17 protein-coding genes are annotated in these 18,558 nt (G+C 71.5%); 6 read left to right on the top strand and 11 right to left on the bottom strand.

All coding sequences use genetic code 11. From position 1 onward, the window contains the following. Positions 1-44: 44 nt before the first annotated feature. Positions 45-1,343: an L-fuconate dehydratase gene (locus tag ACH4SI_RS33735; RefSeq protein ID WP_398302511.1), complete on the bottom strand. Its 1,299-nt coding sequence runs from the start codon at positions 1,341-1,343 to the stop codon at positions 45-47. Positions 1,344-1,532: 189 nt separating this feature from the next. Here ACH4SI_RS33735 and ACH4SI_RS33740 point away from each other — a divergent pair, with 189 nt between their 5' ends. Next, positions 1,533-2,273, top strand: coding sequence for a GntR family transcriptional regulator (locus tag ACH4SI_RS33740; protein WP_398302513.1), 741 nt, complete (start codon positions 1,533-1,535; stop codon positions 2,271-2,273). Positions 2,274-2,302: 29 nt separating this feature from the next. Here ACH4SI_RS33740 and ACH4SI_RS33745 read toward each other — a convergent pair whose 3' ends face one another. Next, positions 2,303-3,115, bottom strand: a complete 813-nt coding sequence (locus tag ACH4SI_RS33745) for a serine hydrolase domain-containing protein (RefSeq protein WP_398302514.1) — start codon at positions 3,113-3,115, stop codon at positions 2,303-2,305. A 135-nt stretch (positions 3,116-3,250) separates the two neighbouring features. Between ACH4SI_RS33745 and ACH4SI_RS33750 the strand changes: the two genes are divergently transcribed. Then, on the top strand, positions 3,251-3,712 hold the full coding sequence (locus ACH4SI_RS33750) for a MerR family transcriptional regulator (protein WP_398302516.1): 462 nt from the start codon (positions 3,251-3,253) through the stop codon (positions 3,710-3,712). Between the two features lie 4 nt (positions 3,713-3,716). Here the strand turns inward: ACH4SI_RS33750 and ACH4SI_RS33755 are convergent, their stop codons facing one another. The 3 genes from ACH4SI_RS33755 to ACH4SI_RS33765 form a co-directional block, all read right to left on the bottom strand. Then, entirely contained in the window at positions 3,717-4,916 is a 1,200-nt protein-coding gene (locus ACH4SI_RS33755) for an alpha/beta hydrolase (RefSeq protein ID WP_398302518.1), read from the bottom strand. A gap of 127 nt (positions 4,917-5,043) precedes the next feature. Further along, positions 5,044-5,664: a hypothetical protein gene (locus ACH4SI_RS33760; RefSeq protein WP_398302520.1), complete on the bottom strand. Its 621-nt coding sequence runs from the start codon at positions 5,662-5,664 to the stop codon at positions 5,044-5,046. A 48-nt stretch (positions 5,665-5,712) separates the two neighbouring features. Next, entirely contained in the window at positions 5,713-6,141 is a 429-nt protein-coding gene (locus ACH4SI_RS33765; RefSeq protein WP_398302522.1) for a hypothetical protein, read from the bottom strand. A 58-nt stretch (positions 6,142-6,199) separates the two neighbouring features. Between ACH4SI_RS33765 and ACH4SI_RS33770 the strand changes: the two genes are divergently transcribed. Next, positions 6,200-6,835, top strand: coding sequence for a hypothetical protein (locus ACH4SI_RS33770; protein WP_398302524.1), 636 nt, complete (start codon positions 6,200-6,202; stop codon positions 6,833-6,835). Here the strand turns inward: ACH4SI_RS33770 and ACH4SI_RS33775 are convergent. The 5 genes from ACH4SI_RS33775 to ACH4SI_RS33795 form a co-directional block, all read right to left on the bottom strand. Then, positions 6,832-7,512, bottom strand: coding sequence for a response regulator (locus ACH4SI_RS33775; protein WP_398302526.1), 681 nt, complete (start codon positions 7,510-7,512; stop codon positions 6,832-6,834). The two genes, ACH4SI_RS33770 and ACH4SI_RS33775, sit on opposite strands and share 4 nt — an antisense overlap. After that, entirely contained in the window at positions 7,509-8,858 is a 1,350-nt protein-coding gene (locus tag ACH4SI_RS33780) for a sensor histidine kinase (RefSeq protein WP_398302528.1), read from the bottom strand. Before ACH4SI_RS33780 ends, ACH4SI_RS33775 begins: the two co-directional genes overlap by 4 nt. Before the next feature lie 106 nt (positions 8,859-8,964). Beyond that, on the bottom strand, positions 8,965-9,981 hold the full coding sequence (locus tag ACH4SI_RS33785) for a DUF4429 domain-containing protein (protein ID WP_398302530.1): 1,017 nt from the start codon (positions 9,979-9,981) through the stop codon (positions 8,965-8,967). A 129-nt stretch (positions 9,982-10,110) separates the two neighbouring features. Beyond that, positions 10,111-11,316 carry an alpha/beta hydrolase gene (locus tag ACH4SI_RS33790; RefSeq protein WP_398302532.1) on the bottom strand — a complete coding sequence of 402 codons (1,206 nt, stop codon included), beginning with the start codon at positions 11,314-11,316 and terminating at the stop codon, positions 10,111-10,113. A gap of 137 nt (positions 11,317-11,453) precedes the next feature. Next, positions 11,454-12,113, bottom strand: coding sequence for a TetR family transcriptional regulator (locus ACH4SI_RS33795; RefSeq protein ID WP_398302534.1), 660 nt, complete (start codon positions 12,111-12,113; stop codon positions 11,454-11,456). A gap of 117 nt (positions 12,114-12,230) precedes the next feature. Here ACH4SI_RS33795 and ACH4SI_RS33800 point away from each other — a divergent pair, with 117 nt between their 5' ends. After that, a complete protein-coding gene (locus ACH4SI_RS33800) occupies positions 12,231-13,832 on the top strand; it encodes an MFS transporter (RefSeq protein WP_398302536.1) in 1,602 nt (533 codons plus the stop codon). A 116-nt stretch (positions 13,833-13,948) separates the two neighbouring features. After that, the gene (locus ACH4SI_RS33805) at positions 13,949-14,311 is read left to right on the top strand and encodes a peptidase inhibitor family I36 protein (RefSeq protein WP_398302538.1); all 363 of its coding nucleotides are present in this window, start codon (positions 13,949-13,951) and stop codon (positions 14,309-14,311) included. A 535-nt stretch (positions 14,312-14,846) separates the two neighbouring features. On the opposite strand, the gene aceE is transcribed toward ACH4SI_RS33805, so the two are convergent. After that, on the bottom strand, positions 14,847-17,576 hold the full coding sequence (gene aceE / locus ACH4SI_RS33810) for a pyruvate dehydrogenase (acetyl-transferring), homodimeric type (protein WP_398302540.1): 2,730 nt from the start codon (positions 17,574-17,576) through the stop codon (positions 14,847-14,849). 492 nt (positions 17,577-18,068) lie between these two features. Here aceE and ACH4SI_RS33815 point away from each other — a divergent pair, with 492 nt between their 5' ends. Then, complete coding sequence (locus ACH4SI_RS33815; RefSeq protein ID WP_009718270.1) at positions 18,069-18,509, top strand: DUF3052 domain-containing protein; 441 nt, start codon at positions 18,069-18,071, stop codon at positions 18,507-18,509. Positions 18,510-18,558: the final 49 nt, after the last annotated feature.

The raw sequence follows: 18,558 nt of genomic DNA on the forward strand, positions 1-18,558 counted from the left end.
GGGAGCGTGACCCGGGCGTCCATCGCGCCGTGGCGCCGGGTGCTTCAGCGTCCGGCCCAGTACGAGCCGTCGGGGAAGGCGTACGCGGCCAGCGAGGCGTCGTGCATCCGGGCGCTGTAGCCGGGCCGGTCGGGCAGGACGTACGCGCCGTCGCGGACGACGCAGGGGTCGGCGAAGTGTTCGTGGAGGTGGTCGACGAACTCCGTGACGCGGCCGTCGAGGCTCGCCGACACGGCCACGTAGTCGAACACCGAGAGGTGCTGGACGAGTTCGCACAGCCCCACGCCACCCGCGTGCGGGCACACCGGAACGCCGAACTTCGCCGCCATGAACAGCACGGCCAGCACCTCGTTGACGCTGCCCAGGCGGCAGGCGTCCAGCTGGCAGTAGTCGAGCGCCTCGGCCTGGAAGAGCTGTTTGAACAGCACCCGGTTCATGCCGTGTTCCCCGGTGGCCACCCCGATCGGGGCCACCGCCCGGCGCACCCGGGCGTGTCCGAGGATGTCGTCGGGGCTGGTGGGCTCCTCGATCCACAGCGGCTTGAACTCGGCGAGCGCCCGGACCCACTCGATGGCTTCGGGCACGTCCCAGACCTGGTTGGCGTCGATCATCAGGTGGGCGTCGTCGCCGATGACCTCGCGGGCGATGGCACACCGCCGCATGTCGTCTTCCAGGTTCCCGCCGACCTTCAGCTTGACGTGGCGGTATCCCGCGTCGACGGCCTCCTGGCACAGCCTGCGCAGTTTGTCGTCGGAGTAGCCGAGCCATCCGGCGGAGGTGGTGTAGGAGGGGTATCCCTTCTTCTCCAGCTGCGCGATGCGCTCCTCGCGGGTGTCGGCGTTGCGGGTGAGGAGGGCGATGGCCTCCTCGCGGGGCAGCACGTCGGACAGGTAGCGCATGTCGGCGGCGTCGACGAGTTCGGCGGGCGTCATCGTCGCCAGCAGCTTCCACAGGGGGAGCCCGGCCCGGCGGGCGGCGAGGTCCCAGACCGCGTTCATGACCGCGGCGAGCGCAAGGTGGACGACGCCCTTCTCGGGGCCGAGCCAGCGCAGTTGCGCGTCGGACTGCAGCTCGCGGTAGATGCCGCCGAGGTCGGAGGTGATGTCCGCGACGTCGCGCCCCAGCAGCGGGCGGGCGCGCTGCTCGGCGGCGGCCGCGCACAGGTCGTTGCCGCGGCCGATGGTGAACGTGAACCCGTATCCCTTGAGCTCCGGGTCGTCGGTGTGCAGGACGACGTACGCCGCCGAGTAGTCGCCGTCCTTGTTCATCGCGTCGGAGCCGTCGGCCGTCACCGAGGTGGGGAAGCGGACGTCGAGGACGTCCACGGAGGTGATCGCGGTCATGATGCTCCCCTGAATGAGGCCAGCGCATCGACGCTGATGTGTATAGGGTTCGACTGATCTCTATAGAGTTGGGGGCGATGCTATGCGGAGTCAAGGATTCCGGCAGGATCGAGCCGGCCCTCAGGGCTACGATCACGAAGCAGGCGATCCCCCCGCCCCGACCCCGCCCTGCTGACTGACGAGGTGTGCATGCCGGTGAAGACAACGGCCAAGCCGTCGACGACCGAGGTGTACGCCCGGCTGCGGTCCTTGATCATCGGAGGGGAGATCCCGCCCGACACCAAGATCAACATCGTGGCCCTGGCGCGGGATCTGGGCGTCTCGCAGACACCGGTGCGCGAGGCGCTGCAGCGCCTCGAGGGCGACAACCTGATCACGTACCAGCCGGGGCGGGGCTACAGCACGACGCCGCTGCTCGACCTGCCCGGCCTGCGCGCGCTGTTCGAGTTCCGCCTGCTGGTCGAGCCGTGGGCGGCGCGGGCCGCGGCGGTGGACCGGCTGACCAACCCCGGGGGCACGCTCGGCCGCCAGCTGGACGCCTTCGAGGGGCTGCTGGCCGGGCGGGAGAAGCAGGCTCCCGATCCGGACGTCAGGGACGTCCGTCAGGAGCTGGTGGCGCACGACGCCGCGTTCCACGCGGCGGTCATCACGGCGTCGGGCAACTCAGTGGTGGAGCAGGCGTACGAGCAGACCCACTGCCATCTGCACACCTTCCGCCTGTACCCCGAGGAGATCGACACGGCCAACACCGTCGTCGAGCACCGGCGGATCAGCGCGGCGATCAGCGGGTGCGAGCCGGGGGCGGCCGAGGAGGCCATGGCCGATCACATCAGGAGTTCGTTCGAGAGGTTCGCGAGGGCGTTCGCCGACGCCCATGCGACGAGCCCTCCGGCGCCGCCGACGGTGACGCCGCGGCGCTTCCTGGCCTGAGCGGCCAGGAAGGCATCTCGTAGGGGGTGCTACCGCAGTTCCGCCAGGATCGCGTCGGTCAGCGCGGGCCAGACCTCGATCGCCCAGGGCCCGAACGCCCGGTCCGTCAGCGCGACGCACGCCGCCCGCGCCTCCGGGTCCACCCACAGGAACGTCCCGGACTGGCCGAAATGGCCGAAGGTGCGGGGCGAGGACGACGCGCCCGTCCAGTGCGGCGACTTCCCGTCGCGTATCTCGAAGCCGAGCCCCCAGTCGTTCGGCTTCTGGTGCCCGTAGCCCGGCAGCACCCCGGTCAGCCCCGGATGCACCACGGCCGTCGCCTCCGCGACCGTCTCGGCCGCCAGCAGCCGCGGCGCCTGGAGCTCGGCGGCGAAGCGCACGAGGTCCTCGACGGTCGAGACGGCGTCCTTGGCGGGCGAGCCGGTCAGCTCGGTCGCCGTCATGCCCAGGGGCTCCAGGACGGCCTGGCGCAGATACTCCCCGAAGGGGATGTCCGCCGCCTTGGCGATGTGATCGCCGAGCACCTCGAACCCGGCGTTGGAGTACAGCCGCCGGTTGCCGGGCGCGGCGACCGTCCGGTGCTCGTCGAAGGCGAGCCCGGAGGTGTGGGCGAGCAGATGGCGCACCGTGGCACCCTCGGGCCCGGCCGGCTCGTCCAGCTCGACCGCGCCCTCCTCGACCGCGACGAGCGCCGCGTACGCGGTGAGCGGCTTGGTCACCGATGCCAGCGGGAATCTGTGGCCGACCGGGCCATGCGATCCGGCCACGGTGCCGTCCGCGCGTACGACGGCGGCCGCCGCCGTCGGGACCGGCCAGTTCTCGATCATCCGCAGGCTCTCCATGGGGCCCGAGCCTATCGCCCTCGTCGTCGGCCAAGATTCCGCCAAATCCGCGCTTGCTTGGAGTGCACTCGAAGCCCATAGCGTTGAGAGGGTCGTGGGCTTCGCGCATCGGCGACGGCGAAAGGGTGGAACGGCATGACCGTGATGGAACAGGACCTGGAGCGAGCTCCGGCGTTGGCGAGGCCGCGCGCGTGCGTGGGCCGCCGACCGCATCCCCGGCCGACCGGCCAGGACCGGTACACGATCAGCGAGGTCGCCGCGCACACCGGGCTGACGGCGCACACCCTGCGCTGGTACGAGCGGATCGGGCTGATGCCGCACGTGGACCGCACCCACACCGGCCAGCGCCGCTTCACCAACCGCGACCTCGACTGGCTCGACCTCGTCGGCAAGCTGCGGCTGACCGGAATGCCGGTGGCGGACATGGTCCGCTACGCCGAGCTGGTACGGGAGGGCGAGCAGACCTTCGCCGCACGCGAGGAGCTGCTGACCGAGCACCGGGCGAACGTCCTGGAACGGATCGCCGAGCTGGAGAGCACGCTCGACGTCCTCGACTACAAGATCGGCATCTACGCCGAAGCGCGCAGGGCTCAATAAGCCGTCATACGAGGTCGACGAGGTCGTGACGGCAGTCCTCCTCCTGCGCCGCGTGGCCGCACCGCACCGCCCCGAAGTCGCCGAGGACGATCCGCGCGAAGTTGCGCAACGAATCCGTGCCCGGGGCGAAATAGCCGGTGTGGCCGTCGGCCTGGTCGGCGGATACGACGCGGGCGCCGAAGGCGGAGGCCGTGGGGTCCTCGCCGTGGCCCAGCCCCATGAAGTCGTAGCCGGTGACCCGCCGTATCCAGTCGGAGCCGTCCCGCGCCGCCCACACCCGCGCCTCCGTGCCCAGCTCATCGGCGTCGTCCACGCCCATGCCGGGGCTGCCGAACGCCACCAGATCGGACACCCGGGTACGGTCCATCGCGGCCGCGGCCACCCCGCACACGACCGAGCCGTAGCTGTGGCAGAACACGGTGGGCGGCGCGTCGGCGGTCCCCGCCGTGGTCACCGCCAGCCCGGCCAGGAAGCGGTCCAGCCGCGGCGCCCCCGCCTTCGCCAGCCGGTCGGTCGCCGCGTCCGGCCCGAGCCCGAGCGGGGTGGTGTACCCCACCCACGCCACCACGGCGGTACGGGTCCCCGGCGCGTCCCGCGCCAGCTGCGCCCGCAGCGACTTCGCCATCCCGGCGGGGGCGCCGTACCGGTCGTGCGTACGGTCGAAGTCGGCCAGGTCGATGTCCGACCCCGGCACGACGACCGCCGTACGCCGCGCCGTCGCCAGGTCCCCGTACACCTCGGCGACCTGCCCGCGCCCGCGCGGATCGAACGCCAGGATCTGCCGCCCGGGCGCGAGCAGCGCGTCGTACCGTTCGGCCAGCGCGCTGTCCGGATCCGCCTTCCGCTCCGCGTTCCGCGCCGCCCGGATGGCCCGCGCGTTGGCCGCGTAACGCAAGCGAAGCGGCGCGCCGTCGAGGTTGCCGACGACCTCGGGGTGCCGGATGACCAGCGCCTGCCGCTGGGCGTGGCCGAGCCCGTCGAAGAACCGGGCGATGCGGGCGGGCGACACCCTTTCCGGGTCCGGCAGTTCCCGCCCACCCAGCGAGTGATCGGCCAGCCAGCTGTCGGTCCCCGGCGGCGGCCCCGTGACGGCCTGCTCCTCGTGCGCCACGGTCCACCCGGCCGTTCCCGCCATGACGGTGATGGTGAGCGCGGCCGTGATCAGGCGTCGGGCGTAGTGCCTGGTGCGTAGCGTCTGGGACATGGCCGCGGTTTCCCTCTTCCGTTGGGTGGCGGAGGGAAAGGTAGGGAGCCGGTATGCGGCGGGGCGTCAACCCCCGGTGCCACATCGGATGTCATACCGGGGTAGGGGGTGCGCGGGGCGCTGCCGCTCAGAACCAGATGCGCGACGCCAGCAGCCCCGCCCCGGCCTTCGCCGTATCCCGCCACACCCGCAGCGGCCCGTCGAGGAGTTCTTCCGGCTCCTCGTCGCACAGCCAGTCGTCGATCCGGGCTACTACCCGGTCGCGCTCGGCCCCCGTGAGGGCCAGCACCCCCTCGACCGCGGGCAGCAGACGGCGTACCTCGGCGGACGTGAACACCGCGTCGCCCGCCCACCCGGGCAGCGCCGCCGCACGGACGGGGCCGAGGCCGTGGAAGAGGGCCGCCACCGGGTTGCCCTTGCGGACGGACGTGATGTACGGATCGACGCTGTCGTCGAAACGGTCCCACCACTCCATCACGTGCAGCTCCCAGGTCGAGTCCATGGCGTCGAAGGCGGAGTCGTTGACCAAGCCGTAAAGATGCAGCGCCTCCTCGGTGTTGTACCCGTCGGGCCGCCACACCGGCACCGCCCCGTCCCCGTGGGCGACATCCCGCTCCCAGCGCTTCCAGGCGCCCACCGCGAGGGCGCGGGCCGCCGTGGCCTCGATCGCCGGGACCGCTCGCGGCGCCAGCTCCGCGACGTCCTCGTCGGCGAGCGCACCCACCGCCCAGAACCCGGACATTCCCATGATCCGCTCCCTCCGGATGACGCTCGCCGTGCGGCACATCCTCGCTCATCACCCGGATGAGGAGGGCAGGAGGGCGTGCAGGTAGGCGGCGATGTCCGCTGGGTCGTGGGTACGGACGCCGATGTGCCCGTCGGGGCGGACGAGAACCAGCTCGCCGTCGGTGGCGGCGTACGCGCGGCGGGCGTGGCCGCCGGCGTCGGTGATGTCGTCGCCGATCTCCACGGCGCGGACGGCGGGGTGGGGCGGCCGGGGGCATACGCCGAAGCCGAAGAGGGTCCAGTGGCCGCCGCGTTGGATGTCGAACAGCCGCACGCACCGGCCGTCGGCGCCGCGACAGGGCGCGTCGGGGGCGCGGTCCCCGGGCCGGGGGCCGTTCTCCGCCCCCGGGGCGGCGAGCGCCCCCTCGACCTCGGGCAGCAGACGGCGCTCCGCGACGTCCTCCTCGCCGAGCGCGCCCACCACCCGGAAACCGGACATGATGTCGCACCACCCGCCACAACGCCCTGACCGGCCTCGCCGCGGCAGACTGTGGGCCATGACCGACGCCGCGTCGACGACGCATCACGTGCCCTACTACGCGCAGTGGGAATCCGCGGACCTCGTGCCGGAGTTCGTGACGGGCGCCCGGGCGTCGGCCGACGATCCGCTGTGGCAGAAGAGCGGGGCCGGGAGCCGGGAGGAGTACGGGTTCTGGGCGGCGCGCATCTGCGGGATGGCCTGTCTGCGGATAGCGCTGGACCACTTCGGGCATCCCGTGCCGCCGTCGATTCCGCTGCTGCGCGACGCGCTCGACGCGGGGGCGTACGTGCGGACCGGGGAGACCACCGTCAAGGGGCTGATCTACGCGCCGTTCGCCGACTGGGTCGTCCGGCGCTGGGGCCTGTACGCCGAGGCGCGACCCGAGTTGGGCGTCGGCGATATCGCTGCCGAGGTGGCGAGCGGGCGGCTGGTGATGCTGTCGGTGCACTTTTCCATCCGTACGCTCGACCCGGAGCCCCCGCACCGGGGCGGGCATCTGGTGCTCGCGGTGGGGGCCGGGCCCGAGGGCGTCGCGCTGCACAACCCGTCGGGATTCCCGGGGCGTTCCCAGGAGTACCACCGGGTGCCCTGGGCGGTTCTCGAACGGTTCTACGCCGGGCGCGGGGTCGTCCTGGGGCGCCGGCCGCGTTAGCCGCTGCCCGGGGTCACCAGGCCCGACTCGTACGCGAAGATCACCGCTTGGGCGCGGTCGCGGAGGCCGAGTTTGGCGAGGACCCGGCCTATGTGGGTTTTGACGGTCTGTTCGGCGAGGACCAGCGACTCCGCTATCTCCTGGTTGGACAGGCCGCGCGCGATCAGCTCCAGGACCTCCGTCTCGCGCGGGGTGAGCCCGCTGCGGCGCAGCAGGGAGCTGTTGCGGCGGGGGGCCGGGCGCTGGCGGGCGAATTCGGCGATCAGGCGGCGGGTGACGGAGGGGGCGAGGAGCGCTTCGCCCGCGGCGACGACGCGGACGGCCGAGATCAGGTCGGCCGGCGGGGCGTCCTTGAGGAGGAAGCCGCTGGCGCCGGCACGCAGGGCCTCGTAGACGTAGTCGTCCACGTCGAAGGTGGTGAGCATGAGCACCTTCGGGCGGTGGGTGACGCCGCGGGGTGGTTCGAGGAGCCGGCGGGCGGCCTCCAGGCCGTCCATCTCGGGCATGCGGACATCCATGAGCACGACGTCCGGGTGGGTGTTGCGGCTGACGTCCACCCCCTGGCGCCCGTCCGGGGCCTCGCCGACCACGTCGATGTCGCTCTGGGCGGCGAGCAGCGCGGCGAAGCCCGCCCGGACCATGGCCTGGTCGTCGACGATGATCACGCGGATGGTCATGAGTCCGATTCTTCCGGATCGACGAGGGGGAGCCGGGCCGCCACCCGGAAGCCGCCGTCCGGCAGCGGGCCGGTGTCGAGCATGCCGTCGACGAGACGGACGCGCTCGACCATCCCCACCAGGCCGTGGCCGGTGCCGCTGGTCTCCAGGGGCTTGGCCGGGGCCTCGGCCGGAGGGCCGTTGACGATGAGCAGGGTCAGCCCGGAGCCGCCCTCGGCCGCCGAGACCGAGACGCGGGTGGCGGCGCCCGGGGCGTGGCGCACGACGTTGGCCAGCGCCTCCTGCACGATCCGGTACGCGGACAGGTCCACGGCCTGCGGCAGCGCGCCGAGGCCGGCCACGTCGTCGCCGATGGTCAGCTCGGTGGGTATCCCGGCCCGCACCGTCGCCTCGACCAGCTGCGGCACCTGACGCAGCCCCGGCTGCGGGGTGCGCTCGCCGCGCGTCTCCTCGCTGCGCAGCACGCCCAGCAGCCGCCGCATCTCGGCCAGGGACTCGCGGGCGGTGGCGGCGATGGTGCCGAACTCCTGCTCCGCCTCGGGCGGCAGCCCGCCGATCCGGTACGGGGCGCTGTCCGCCTGCACCGTGATCACCGACATGTGGTGGGCGACGACGTCGTGCAGCTCGCGGGCGATACGGGCGCGCTCCTCCAGCAGCGTCCGGTGGGCCCGCTCGGCCTCGCTGATGGTCTCCTGCTCGGCCAGCCGCCGCTGGACGTCGCCGCGCTCCCGCAGCGCGCCGCCGACCAGCAGCACGACGCCGCTGAGCACGAACAGCAGCACATTGCTGCCGTCGCTCTTGGTCTGGAACACCATGCCGAGGACGAGCCCGGAGCCCCCGGTGACCAGCCACACCGCCACCAGCGTGCGGCGCGGTTCGCGCAGCGCGAGGGCGAGGAGGAGGAAGAGGTAGCCGACGATGGCGGGCGGCTGCCAGGGCCAGACGCGGTGGTGGAGGTCGGAGGTGCCCAGCACCACCAGCGCGGTGATCACATCGGCGAGGAAGACGATCCACCACGCCTGAAGGGGACGGGTGACCGCCAGCAGAAGCGGCGTGGCCTGGGCCAGCCCCAGCAGGGTGGCGAGCCCCCCGCTCACCCCGTAGTCGTTGGTCAGGAGTTGGGCCGTGACCGGGACCAGGACGGCGGTGAGGATCATCGCGACGGCGTACGGCACCCTCCGCAGCCAGGGTCGGGAGGCCCCCGCGAGCAGCGGGGTCGCCGGATAGCTGGGGGTCGTCAGGGCCCGGGCGAGGCTGCCCGCCTGCCGCCGGGCGGCCGCGGGCAGGCTCTCGTGCGCGGTGGACGCGGCGCCGGGGGAGATCCCCGTGAGGGAGGGTGAGGGCATGGTCGCCTCAGCGTAGGGGCGGCGCCCCTGGGCGCACGTCATACCTGGGAGTCGATTTATGGCTCATACCTGGGTAGGGGGCCCATCCCCCGAACACCCTCTTCGCCTACAGCTCCGCCAGCAGCTCGGCCTTCTTCGTGCTGAACTCCTCGTCCGTCAGCAGCCCCGCCGTGTGCAGCTCGCCCAGGTGCCGGATGCGGTCGGCGATGTCGGCCGGGTCGCGGCGCGCCGGGGCCGGGTTGTGGGCGGGCGCGGGGGAGCCCTCGGCACACGGCGCGGGGGCGGACGCCCGTACGGCCTCCAGCACGGCGGCGGCGAACGGCAGGGACTCGTGGACGAGCCCGTACCCCATCCCGAACACCACGGCCGCCGGGTCGTGGTCGGGACGGCCCGCGGGCTGGTCCTCGGTGGCGCGCGGCACCAGCCGCAGATGGCCGTGGCGGCCGCTCCTGGGGGGCGATGCCTTGGCACCCGTCGTGCCCTTGCCCGCCGGGCCCTTCGCGTCCGCTCCCGGCGCCTCCGGATCCTCCGCCGGTGCCGTGCCCGACGTCTTCGCGGCCGCGCCGCCCGAGCCCCTGTTCTCGGGCGAGCGCCACTCCACCCCGGCCAGCTCGTCGATCCGGAACCGCTGGTCCCCGGCCTTCCACTTCGCCGAGGACGCGCCCGTCCAGAACCAGCGGAAGGACACCGCCTTGCCGTCGAAGGACGCCTTGCCGTCGTACGCCTTGAAGGACAGTGGCGGCGCGGGCGCCGCCACCAGATGGGACTCGGCGGCGGTGTCGGCGCCGGGGCCGAGCGCACCGCGTATCTCGTCGGCGTAGTACTCGGCGAGGGACGCGCGCTCGGCGGGCAGCACCAGGCGGTACGGGTCGTACCCCTCCCTGAGCTGCCCGTCGGCGACGTCCATCAGCGGATCGGCGCCGGGTCTGGGCACCGCGCGCAGCACCACTGTTCCGCGTTTACCGGGAGCGAGATCGACCGCGGACAGCGCTTCGTAGGGGATGTGGCGTTCGCCGAGCGCCTGAAGCAGCTTCGGCGTGCGGATCCCCCGTTCGAAGCGGATGAGCACGGAGTCGGTGTCGAACTCCCAGACGGTCTGAAAACCGGCCAGCACATCACCCATGCGGCTCATCGTATGCGGCGGTGGCCCGCCCGTCCCCCCTTGAGTGCTACGCGCGTCAAACGACTTCCCCGAGGCAGGTGCGTGGATTCCGGGTGCCCACCTCCCGATGTTCGCGCGCTCATCCGCGGGTCAGCTCAGTCCTGTGGTGCACGCGGCACCGTCCCCGCAGCTCACGGTCCTGACCCGGCCGACCCCGACCCGGGCGAAGTTGTCCAGGCTGGTGGTGCCGGGGGTGAAGTACCCGGCGTGCCCCTGGGCACCGGCGGCGGACAGGACGCGGGCCCCGAAGCCGGAGGAGAGCGGGTCGGCGCCGTGGCCGAGGCCGCCGACCTCCAGGTGCGGGATGTCCTGGATCCAGTCGCCGGAGTCCCGCATCGCCCACACCCGGCGGCCGGTGCCCAGCTCCGAGGCGCGGTCGGCCCGCATGCCGGGGCTGCCGGCCACCGCGATGTCGGTGACCTTGGACGGCAGATCGCGGGCGGCGACCCCGCACACCACCGAGCCGTAGCTGTGGCACATCAGCGACACACGGGCCGGCGGCGGCAGCGCGTTGACCAGCGCGCGCAGCCGCAGTGCGCCCTGGGCGGCGAGCTTGCCGGTGGCCGCGTCCATGCCGATGCCGGCGGGCGAGGTGTAGTCGGCCCAGGCGATCACGGCGGTCCTGGTGTCCGGGGCCTCGGCGCGCTCGTCGTGGTAGAGCGCGCGGGCCATGCCGACGGTGGCGGTGTACGGCCGCTCGGACTTCTGGAAGGTCAGGATGTTGGTGTCCACACCGGGCACCACGACCGAGACATGGCGGGCGTGGGCGAGGTCGCCGAAGACCTCGGCGGCCCGGCCGGCGCCCGCGGGGTCGAACGAGTAGATCTGCCGGTGCCCGCTCAGCAGGTCCTCGTACCGGTGCATGCGCCGCCCGGCGTCATGGCGCCCGAGGGGGGTCAGCTCGTTGTCGTACATCCTCCGGCGCTCGATGTCCCGGGCCTGGGTCAGCGCGATCCGGTTGGCGCGGTAGCGCAGCGCAGCCGGAGCGCCGTTGAGGTTGCCGACGACCAGCGGATAGCGGTGGACGAGACGGGTGCGCTGGCCCTTGGTGAGCGAATCCAGCCAGCGGCCGAGGAAGCGCGGCGAGGCGTACGGATCGGGCAGCGCGTGACCGTCGAGGGTTCCGTGGCGCCAGGCGCCGACCGACGCGGCGAGCGGGTCAGCGCCTCCTCTGTGGCTCCGTATGGCCGTCCAGCCGGTGGTGGCGAGCAGGACGAACACCACCGCAAGGGCGAGCAGAGCGCGCCAGGCGGTGGAACCAGGGGAGGGAGAGCCGAGCTCCGAGAAGGAAGTCACCGCGGGACACCCTAGGAGAAGCGTGCCCACAGGTGCCAAATGCCGTGACGTACATCACGTTTGAGGGTGCGGTTTTGACGGAAACTTATGTCGGATTTGATGCCTTTGATGGCTCTTGTCGGTTTTACTGTTCGGTTTTACTGTTCGCCGCGCCAGTTCTCGGCGAGGGCCGGACCCACGTAGTCCAGGTGATGTGCGGTGATGTCCCGCAGGGCGTCCGTGGAGTCGTCGTCGCCCTCGCCCCACAGCTTCCCGGCGATCTGGATCACGCCACCGAACATCGCGGTCAGCAGCCGCGGCCGGGGGTCCACGGAGACGTCGAGGCCCTCGCGGCGGGCGATCTCCGAGGCGATCCGCTCCTCCAGTTCCGCGGTGCGGCGCAGATGGACGGCGAGCAGCGCGGGCGTCGACTCGATCACCCGGTACATCCGCATGTGGAGTTCGGCCGGAACCAGCTCCTCGATGGCGTCCCCGATGGTGCTCCACGCGTCGAGGACCGCGTTGCGCAGGGCGGCCAGCGGGGCCTCGTGGGCGGGGCGCGCGCACAGCGCCGCGAAGAAGTGCGACTCCGCCGAGTCCTGGGTGGCGAAGGCCACTTGCTCCTTGTTGGCGAAGTACCGGAAGAAGGTGCGCTGCGAGACGTCTACCGACTCCGCGATCTCGTCCACCGTCGTGTGGTCGTACCCCTGACAGGTGAACAGATCCAGCGCCGAGCGCACCAGTGCGCCGCGGGTCCGCTGCTTCTTGCGTTCGCGCAGTCCGGTCGGTGGCGGCGCCACCGCCTCGTCCGCTGTCACCTCTCGTGCTCGCTTTCTGTCGCGTTTCGGCAGGCCACCATACCTGTGGCCAACACGACAGAGACCAGCTGATGCATCAGTTTGTCAATTGTCAGACGCTGACATTAGCCTCCGGGCATGACGTCTGAGACCACCGTCGCCGATAGGGCGCCGGAACCTTCCATATCGGATCCCCCGAAGGGGCTGCGGGGTCATCCCTGGCTGACGCTCTTCACCGTCGCCATCGGCGTGACGATGGTCGCCCTCGACGGCACGATCGTCGCCATCGCGAACCCGGCCATCCAGAAGGACCTCGGCGCCTCGCTCGCCGACGTCCAGTGGATCACCAATGGCTATCTGCTGGCCCTCGCGGTCGCGCTGATCACCGCGGGCAAGCTGGGTGACCGCTTCGGCCACCGGCAGACCTTCCTCATCGGCGTCGTCGGCTTCGCCGCCGCCTCCGCCGCCATCGGCTTCTCCAGCGACGTGGCGCTCGTCGTCGGCTTCCGGGTGCTCCAGGGGCTGTGCGGAGCGCTGCTGATGCCCGCGGCGCTCGGCCTGCTGCGCGCCACCTTCCCCGCCGAGAAACTCAACATGGCGATCGGTATCTGGGGCGCCGTCATCGGCGCCTCCACTGCCGCCGGACCCATCGTGGGCGGTCTGCTCGTCGAGCACGTCAACTGGCAGTCCGTCTTCTTCATCAACCTGCCCGTGGGCATCCTCGCCCTCGTCCTCGGCCTGGTCATCCTCCTGGACCACCGGGCCGAGAACGCCCCGAGGTCCTTCGACATCCCCGGCATCGTGCTGCTGTCCGGCGCCATGTTCTGCCTGATCTGGGCGCTCATCAAGGCCACCGACTGGGGCTGGGGCAGCTCCAGCACGCTGGGGTTCCTCGGCATCGCGGCCGTCTGCTTCGTCGTCTTCGTGTTCTGGGAGAAGCGGACCGCCGAGCCGCTGCTGCCGATGTCCATCTTCCGCTCGGTGCCGCTGAGCGCCGGGACGATCCTGATGGTGCTCATGGCCTTCGGCTTCATGGGCGGGCTGTTCTTCGTCACCTTCTACCTGCAGAACGTGCACGGCATGAGCCCGGTCAACAGCGGTCTGCACCTGCTGCCGCTGACCGCCACGATGATCGTCTCCTCGCCGATCGCCGGCGTGCTGATCACCAAGTTCGGGCCGCGGGGCCCGCTGGTGACGGCCATGGCGCTGACCGCCGTCTCCATGTTCGGGCTCTCCCGGCTGGAGGTCGGCACCGGCACGGTCGAGATGTCCGTGTGGTTCGCCCTCCTCGGCTTCGGCCTCGGCCCCGTGATGGTCGGCGCCACCGAGGTCATCGTCGGCAACGCGCCGCTCGAGCACGCCGGTGTCGCGGGCGGCCTCCAGCAGGCCGCCATGCAGGTCGGCGGCAGCCTCGGTACGGCCGTCCTCGGCGCGGTCATGGCGGGCAGGGTGGACGACACCCTGCCGGACAAGTGGGCCAAGGCAGGACTGCCGCCCCTGAAGCCGGAGCAGGCGGCCAAGGCGTCCGACGCCGTCGCGGTCGGCATGCCGCCGGCGCCCAAGGGCACCCCGCCGGAGATCCTCGGGAAGATCACGAGCGTCGCGCATGACACGTTCGTGTCGGGAATGGGACTCGCCTTCACCGTCGCCGCCGTCGTCTCGGCGGTCGCGGCGCTGGTCGCGGTGCTCACCAAGCGCGGTGAGAACGCGGAGGCTGGTGGCGGGGGCGTGCACATCTGACCTCTCAGGGTCAAGCCCCCTATCCGGGTGGACCTTGAGCGACCCCGTAGTGGGGACGGGAGTCGGCCGACAGGCTGGCTCCCGTTCGTATTTCCACATCACGGGGAGTGATCCACATGCGCAAGACCATCCTGGCCACGGCAACCCTCGCCCTGGCCTGCGCCCTGACCCCCGCCCACGCGGCGGCGCCCGCGCCCCGGCTCGGGAGCTGCGCCACGGGGCAGCTGTGCCTCTGGCACAAGGCGGCCTTCACGGGGGCGCGCCAGGTCCATGAACTGTCCGACACCGACATCGAAAGCTGCGTCCCCCTGCCCCGGGGCGCCTCCGCCGCGTCCCTGGCCAACCGCACGGGACGCCCCGTGACGGCGTACCAGAGCGCGGAGTGCGCCGAGACGGGCGAATTCCGCACCTACCCGACCGGCTCCTGGACCCCCGAAACGGCCTACCAGGTCCGGGCCTTCAAGATCTGGGAGCGGTGAGCGGGCGCCGGGGTTTGTGCCCCACCCCGCCCCTTCCCGAACCAGGGGCCGGCCCCTGGACCCCGAGCGGACGGGGGCGTGCCCCCGGGCGGTCGTAAGCCGTGGAAGGGCCAGCCCCCGACCTCGCGGGGCCGGGGTCGTGCCCGGACCGGGGCTCGGTTGTGTTCCCGGGCGGGTCCGGGGACTTGCGGGGTCGGGGGCCGTGCCCGGACCGGGGCTCGGTGTCTTGCCGGTGGGGCCGGGTGTATCCGCGGGTGGGCCCGGGACCAAGGCTTTGCGGGGTCGGGGCCCGTGCCCGAAGCGGGGCTCGGTGTGTGTCCGGTGGGCCGGGGCCCGGGCGGGCGCGGGGTTGCGGGGTGTGCCGGGCCGCCTCGTTGTGACCGTGCGCCGGGGTCCGGGGCGGGGCACCCCACGCGGCGGAGCCGCATATCCGTGCTGCGGGAAGGGGCCGGGGTGGGGGAAGAAGCCCCGCGCACCCGGGTACGGCAAAGCGCCGGGCGGGCTGGATTTCCAGCCCGCCCGGCGCTTTCGTCGGCTACGCGTCGCCGCCCGCGGGGCCCGGGTCGGCGGCGGTCACGTCCAGGAGCTGGTAGCGGTCGATGGCCTGCTTCAGGAGCGAGCGGTCGATCTTGCCGTCCTTCGCCAGCTCCGTCAGCACGCCCAGCACGATCGACTCGGCGTCGATGTGGAAGAAGCGCCGCGCCGCGCCGCGCGTGTCGGCGAAGCCGAAGCCGTCGGCGCCGAGCGACTGGTACGTGCCGGGGACCCAGCGGGCGATCTGGTCCGGGACGGCGCGCATCCAGTCGGAGACGGCGACCTTCGGGCCCTCGACATCGCTGAGCTTGCGGGTGACGAAGGGGACGCGCTGCTCCTCCTCCGGGTGGAGCAGGTTGTGCTCCTCGGTCTCCACCGCGTCGCGCCGCAGCTCGTTCCAGGAGGTGGCGGACCAGACGTCGGCACGGACGTCCCAGTCCTCGGCCAGCATCCGCTGGGCCTCCACGGCCCACGGCACCGCGACGCCGGAGGCGAGGATCTGGGCCCGGTGGGTGCCGGACTCGCCCTCCTTGAAGCGGTACAGGCCCTTGAGGATGCCCTCGCGGTCGACGTTCTCGGGCTCGGCCGGGTGGCGGATCGGCTCGTTGTAGACGGTGAGGTAGTAGAAGACGTCCTCACTGTTCTCGCCGTACATCCGGCGCAGACCGTCCTGCACGATGTGGGCGATCTCGAAGCCGAACGCCGGGTCGTACGCGACGACCGCCGGGTTGGTCGAGGCCAGCAGCTGGGAGTGGCCGTCCGCGTGCTGGAGGCCCTCACCGGTCAGGGTCGTACGGCCGGCGGTCGCACCCAGCACGAAGCCGCGCGCGAGCTGGTCGGCCATCTGCCAGAACTGGTCACCCGTGCGCTGGAAGCCGAACATCGAGTAGAAGACGTAGATCGGGATCAGCGGCTCGCCGTGCGTGGCGTACGCCGAACCGGCCGCGATCAGCGAGGCCGTACAGCCCGCCTCGGAGATGCCGTCGTGCAGCATCTGCCCGGTCGGCGACTCCTTGTAGGCGAGCAGCAGCTCACGGTCGACGGACTCGTACTGCTGGCCCAGCGGGTTGTAGATCTTGGCGGACGGGAAGAGCGAGTCCATGCCGAAGGTGCGGTACTCGTCGGGGGCGATCGGCACGAAGCGCTTGCCGATCTCCTTGTCCCGCATGAGGTCCTTCAGCAGTCGCACGAAGGCCATGGTGGTGGCGATCTGCTGCTGGCCGGAGCCCTTCTTGACCGCCGCGTAGGCCTTCTCGCCGGGGAGCTGCAGCGGCTTCGCGCGCACGACACGGGTCGGCGCGTAGCCGCCCAGCGCCTTGCGGCGGTCGTGCATGTACTGGATCTCCTCGGACTCCGGACCCGGGTGGTAGTACGGCGGAACGCCGGACTCCAGCTCCTTGTCCGGGATCGGCAGGTGCATCCGGTCGCGGAAGCCCTTGAGGTCGTCGACCGTCAGCTTCTTCATCTGGTGGGTCGCGTTGCGGCCCTCGAAGCTCGGGCCGAGCGTCCAGCCCTTGACGGTCTGGGCGAGGATCACCGTCGGCTGGCCCTTGTGGGCCTTGGCCGCCGCGTACGCCGCGTAGATCTTCTTGTGGTCGTGACCGCCGCGGCCCAGGTGCAGGATCTGGTCGTCGGTCATGCCCTCGACCATCTTGCGCAGCCGCTGGTCGTCACCGAAGAAGTGGTCGCGGATGTACGAGCCGGTCTCGGTGGCGTACGTCTGGAACTGGCCGTCCGGCGTCGTGTTCAGCTTGTTGACCAGGATGCCGTCGCGGTCCTGGGCGAGCAGCGGGTCCCAGGTGCGGTCCCACACCAGCTTGATCACATTCCAGCCGGCGCCGCGGAACTGCGACTCCAGCTCCTGGATGATCTTGCCGTTGCCGCGCACCGGGCCGTCGAGCCGCTGCAGGTTGCAGTTGACCACGAAGGTCAGGTTGTCCAGGCCCTCGCGGGCGGCCAGGGACAGCTGGCCCAGCGACTCGGGCTCGTCCATCTCGCCGTCGCCGAGGAACGCCCAGACGTGGGAGTTGGAGGTGTCGGCGATGCCGCGCGCCTCCATGTAGCGGTTCATCCGGGCCTGGTAGATCGCGCCGAGCGGGCCGAGGCCCATCGAGACGGTCGGGAACTCCCAGAAGTCCGGCATCGACCGCGGGTGCGGATAGCTGGACAGCGCGTGACCGAGCTTGGACTTCTCCTGACGGAATCCGTCCAGGTGGTCCTCGGACAGCCGGTCGAGCAGGAAGGCGCGGGCGTAGATACCGGGGGAGGCGTGACCCTGGAAGAAGATCTGGTCGCCGCTGTCCTGGTCCTTGCCGCGGAAGAAGTGGTTGAAGCCCACGTCGTACAGCGAGGCGGACGAGGCGAAGGTGGCGATGTGGCCGCCGACACCGATGCCCGGGCGCTGCGCACGGGAGACCATCACCGCCGCGTTCCAGCGGGTCGCGTTCAGGACCTTGCGCTCGATCTCCTCGTTGCCGGGGAAGAACGGCTCGTCCTTGGTGGCGATGGTGTTGACGTAGTCCGTGCTGCGCATCTCGGGCACGGCCACACGCTTCTCGCGGGCGCGCTCGATCAGGCGGAGCATCAGGTAGCGGGCCCGTTCCCGGCCTCGCTCATCGACGGCTGCGTCGAGCGAGTCGAGCCATTCCTGGGTTTCTTCGGGATCGAAGTCCGGGACCTGGCTGGGAAGGCCGCCAATGATGATCGGGTTGCGATCTGATCCGGAAGCCACGCTATTCCTTCGCTTTTCGGTCGTGCTGTGCACGGACATGGATACGTGCTCTGCGACTGTCGCGCCGCTCTCCATCGTGTACCTCGGGTGCGGGATACGTCACCTCTACCGATTGGTAACCACAGGCTGGTGAGACGGGCGTCCACCCGGCCGGACGGTGCCGGTCGGCATGCGATCGGCGTCGCGACGGCCAAATCGCAACCTTACGCCCACGTCCGGGGGTGCCTGCGTACGGCCGTTCGGCTCCGGGCGGCGTAGGGTGTCGATACACACACGTAAGCTGGGCATAACGGGGTAATCCGGGCAGTCGTGCGCCGTTCCGTGCCGTTCCTCCCTGATGGGAGTTGCGGCGAGACGTCAACGTTTGGGCGGGATCGCTGGCCGGGTACTTGCGCGATCCGCCCGGCCCGTGTGGACTACGCCCCATGCCTCGCGTACGCGCGCGGGCTGCTCAGATCCGAAGAGTGAACGAAAGATGACAGGAGGCAATCCGTGAGCGCGACCGCGGACCACGCGGAGGAGCGGACCAACCCTGCCGCGAGGCTGGGTTTTCAGCCCGAACAGGTGGTCCAGGAGATCGGCTACGACGACGATGTCGACCAGGAGCTCCGCGAGGCCATCGAGGAGATCACCGGCCAGGAGCTCGTCGACGAGGAGTACGACGATGTGGCCGACGCCGTTGTGCTGTGGTTCCGGGAGGACGACGGCGACCTGACGGACGCGCTGGTGGACGCCATCCAGATGATCGACGACGGCGCCCCGGTCTGGCTGCTGACGCCCAAGACCGGGCGTGACGGCTATGTCGAGCCCAGCGACATCAACGAGGCCGCGACCACCGCGGGCCTGTCCCAGACGAAGAGCTTCAACGCGGGCAAGGACTGGACCGGCAGCCGCCTGGTCACTCCGAAGGCCGCCCGTTCGGGCAAGCGCTGAGGCCGAAGGACCTACACAACCGAGCCCCCCGCCGTTCCCTTTCGGTGGG

The sequence above is a fragment of the Streptomyces sp. NPDC021212 genome, assembly GCF_044332925.1.
Lineage (GTDB): Bacteria > Actinomycetota > Actinomycetes > Streptomycetales > Streptomycetaceae > Streptomyces.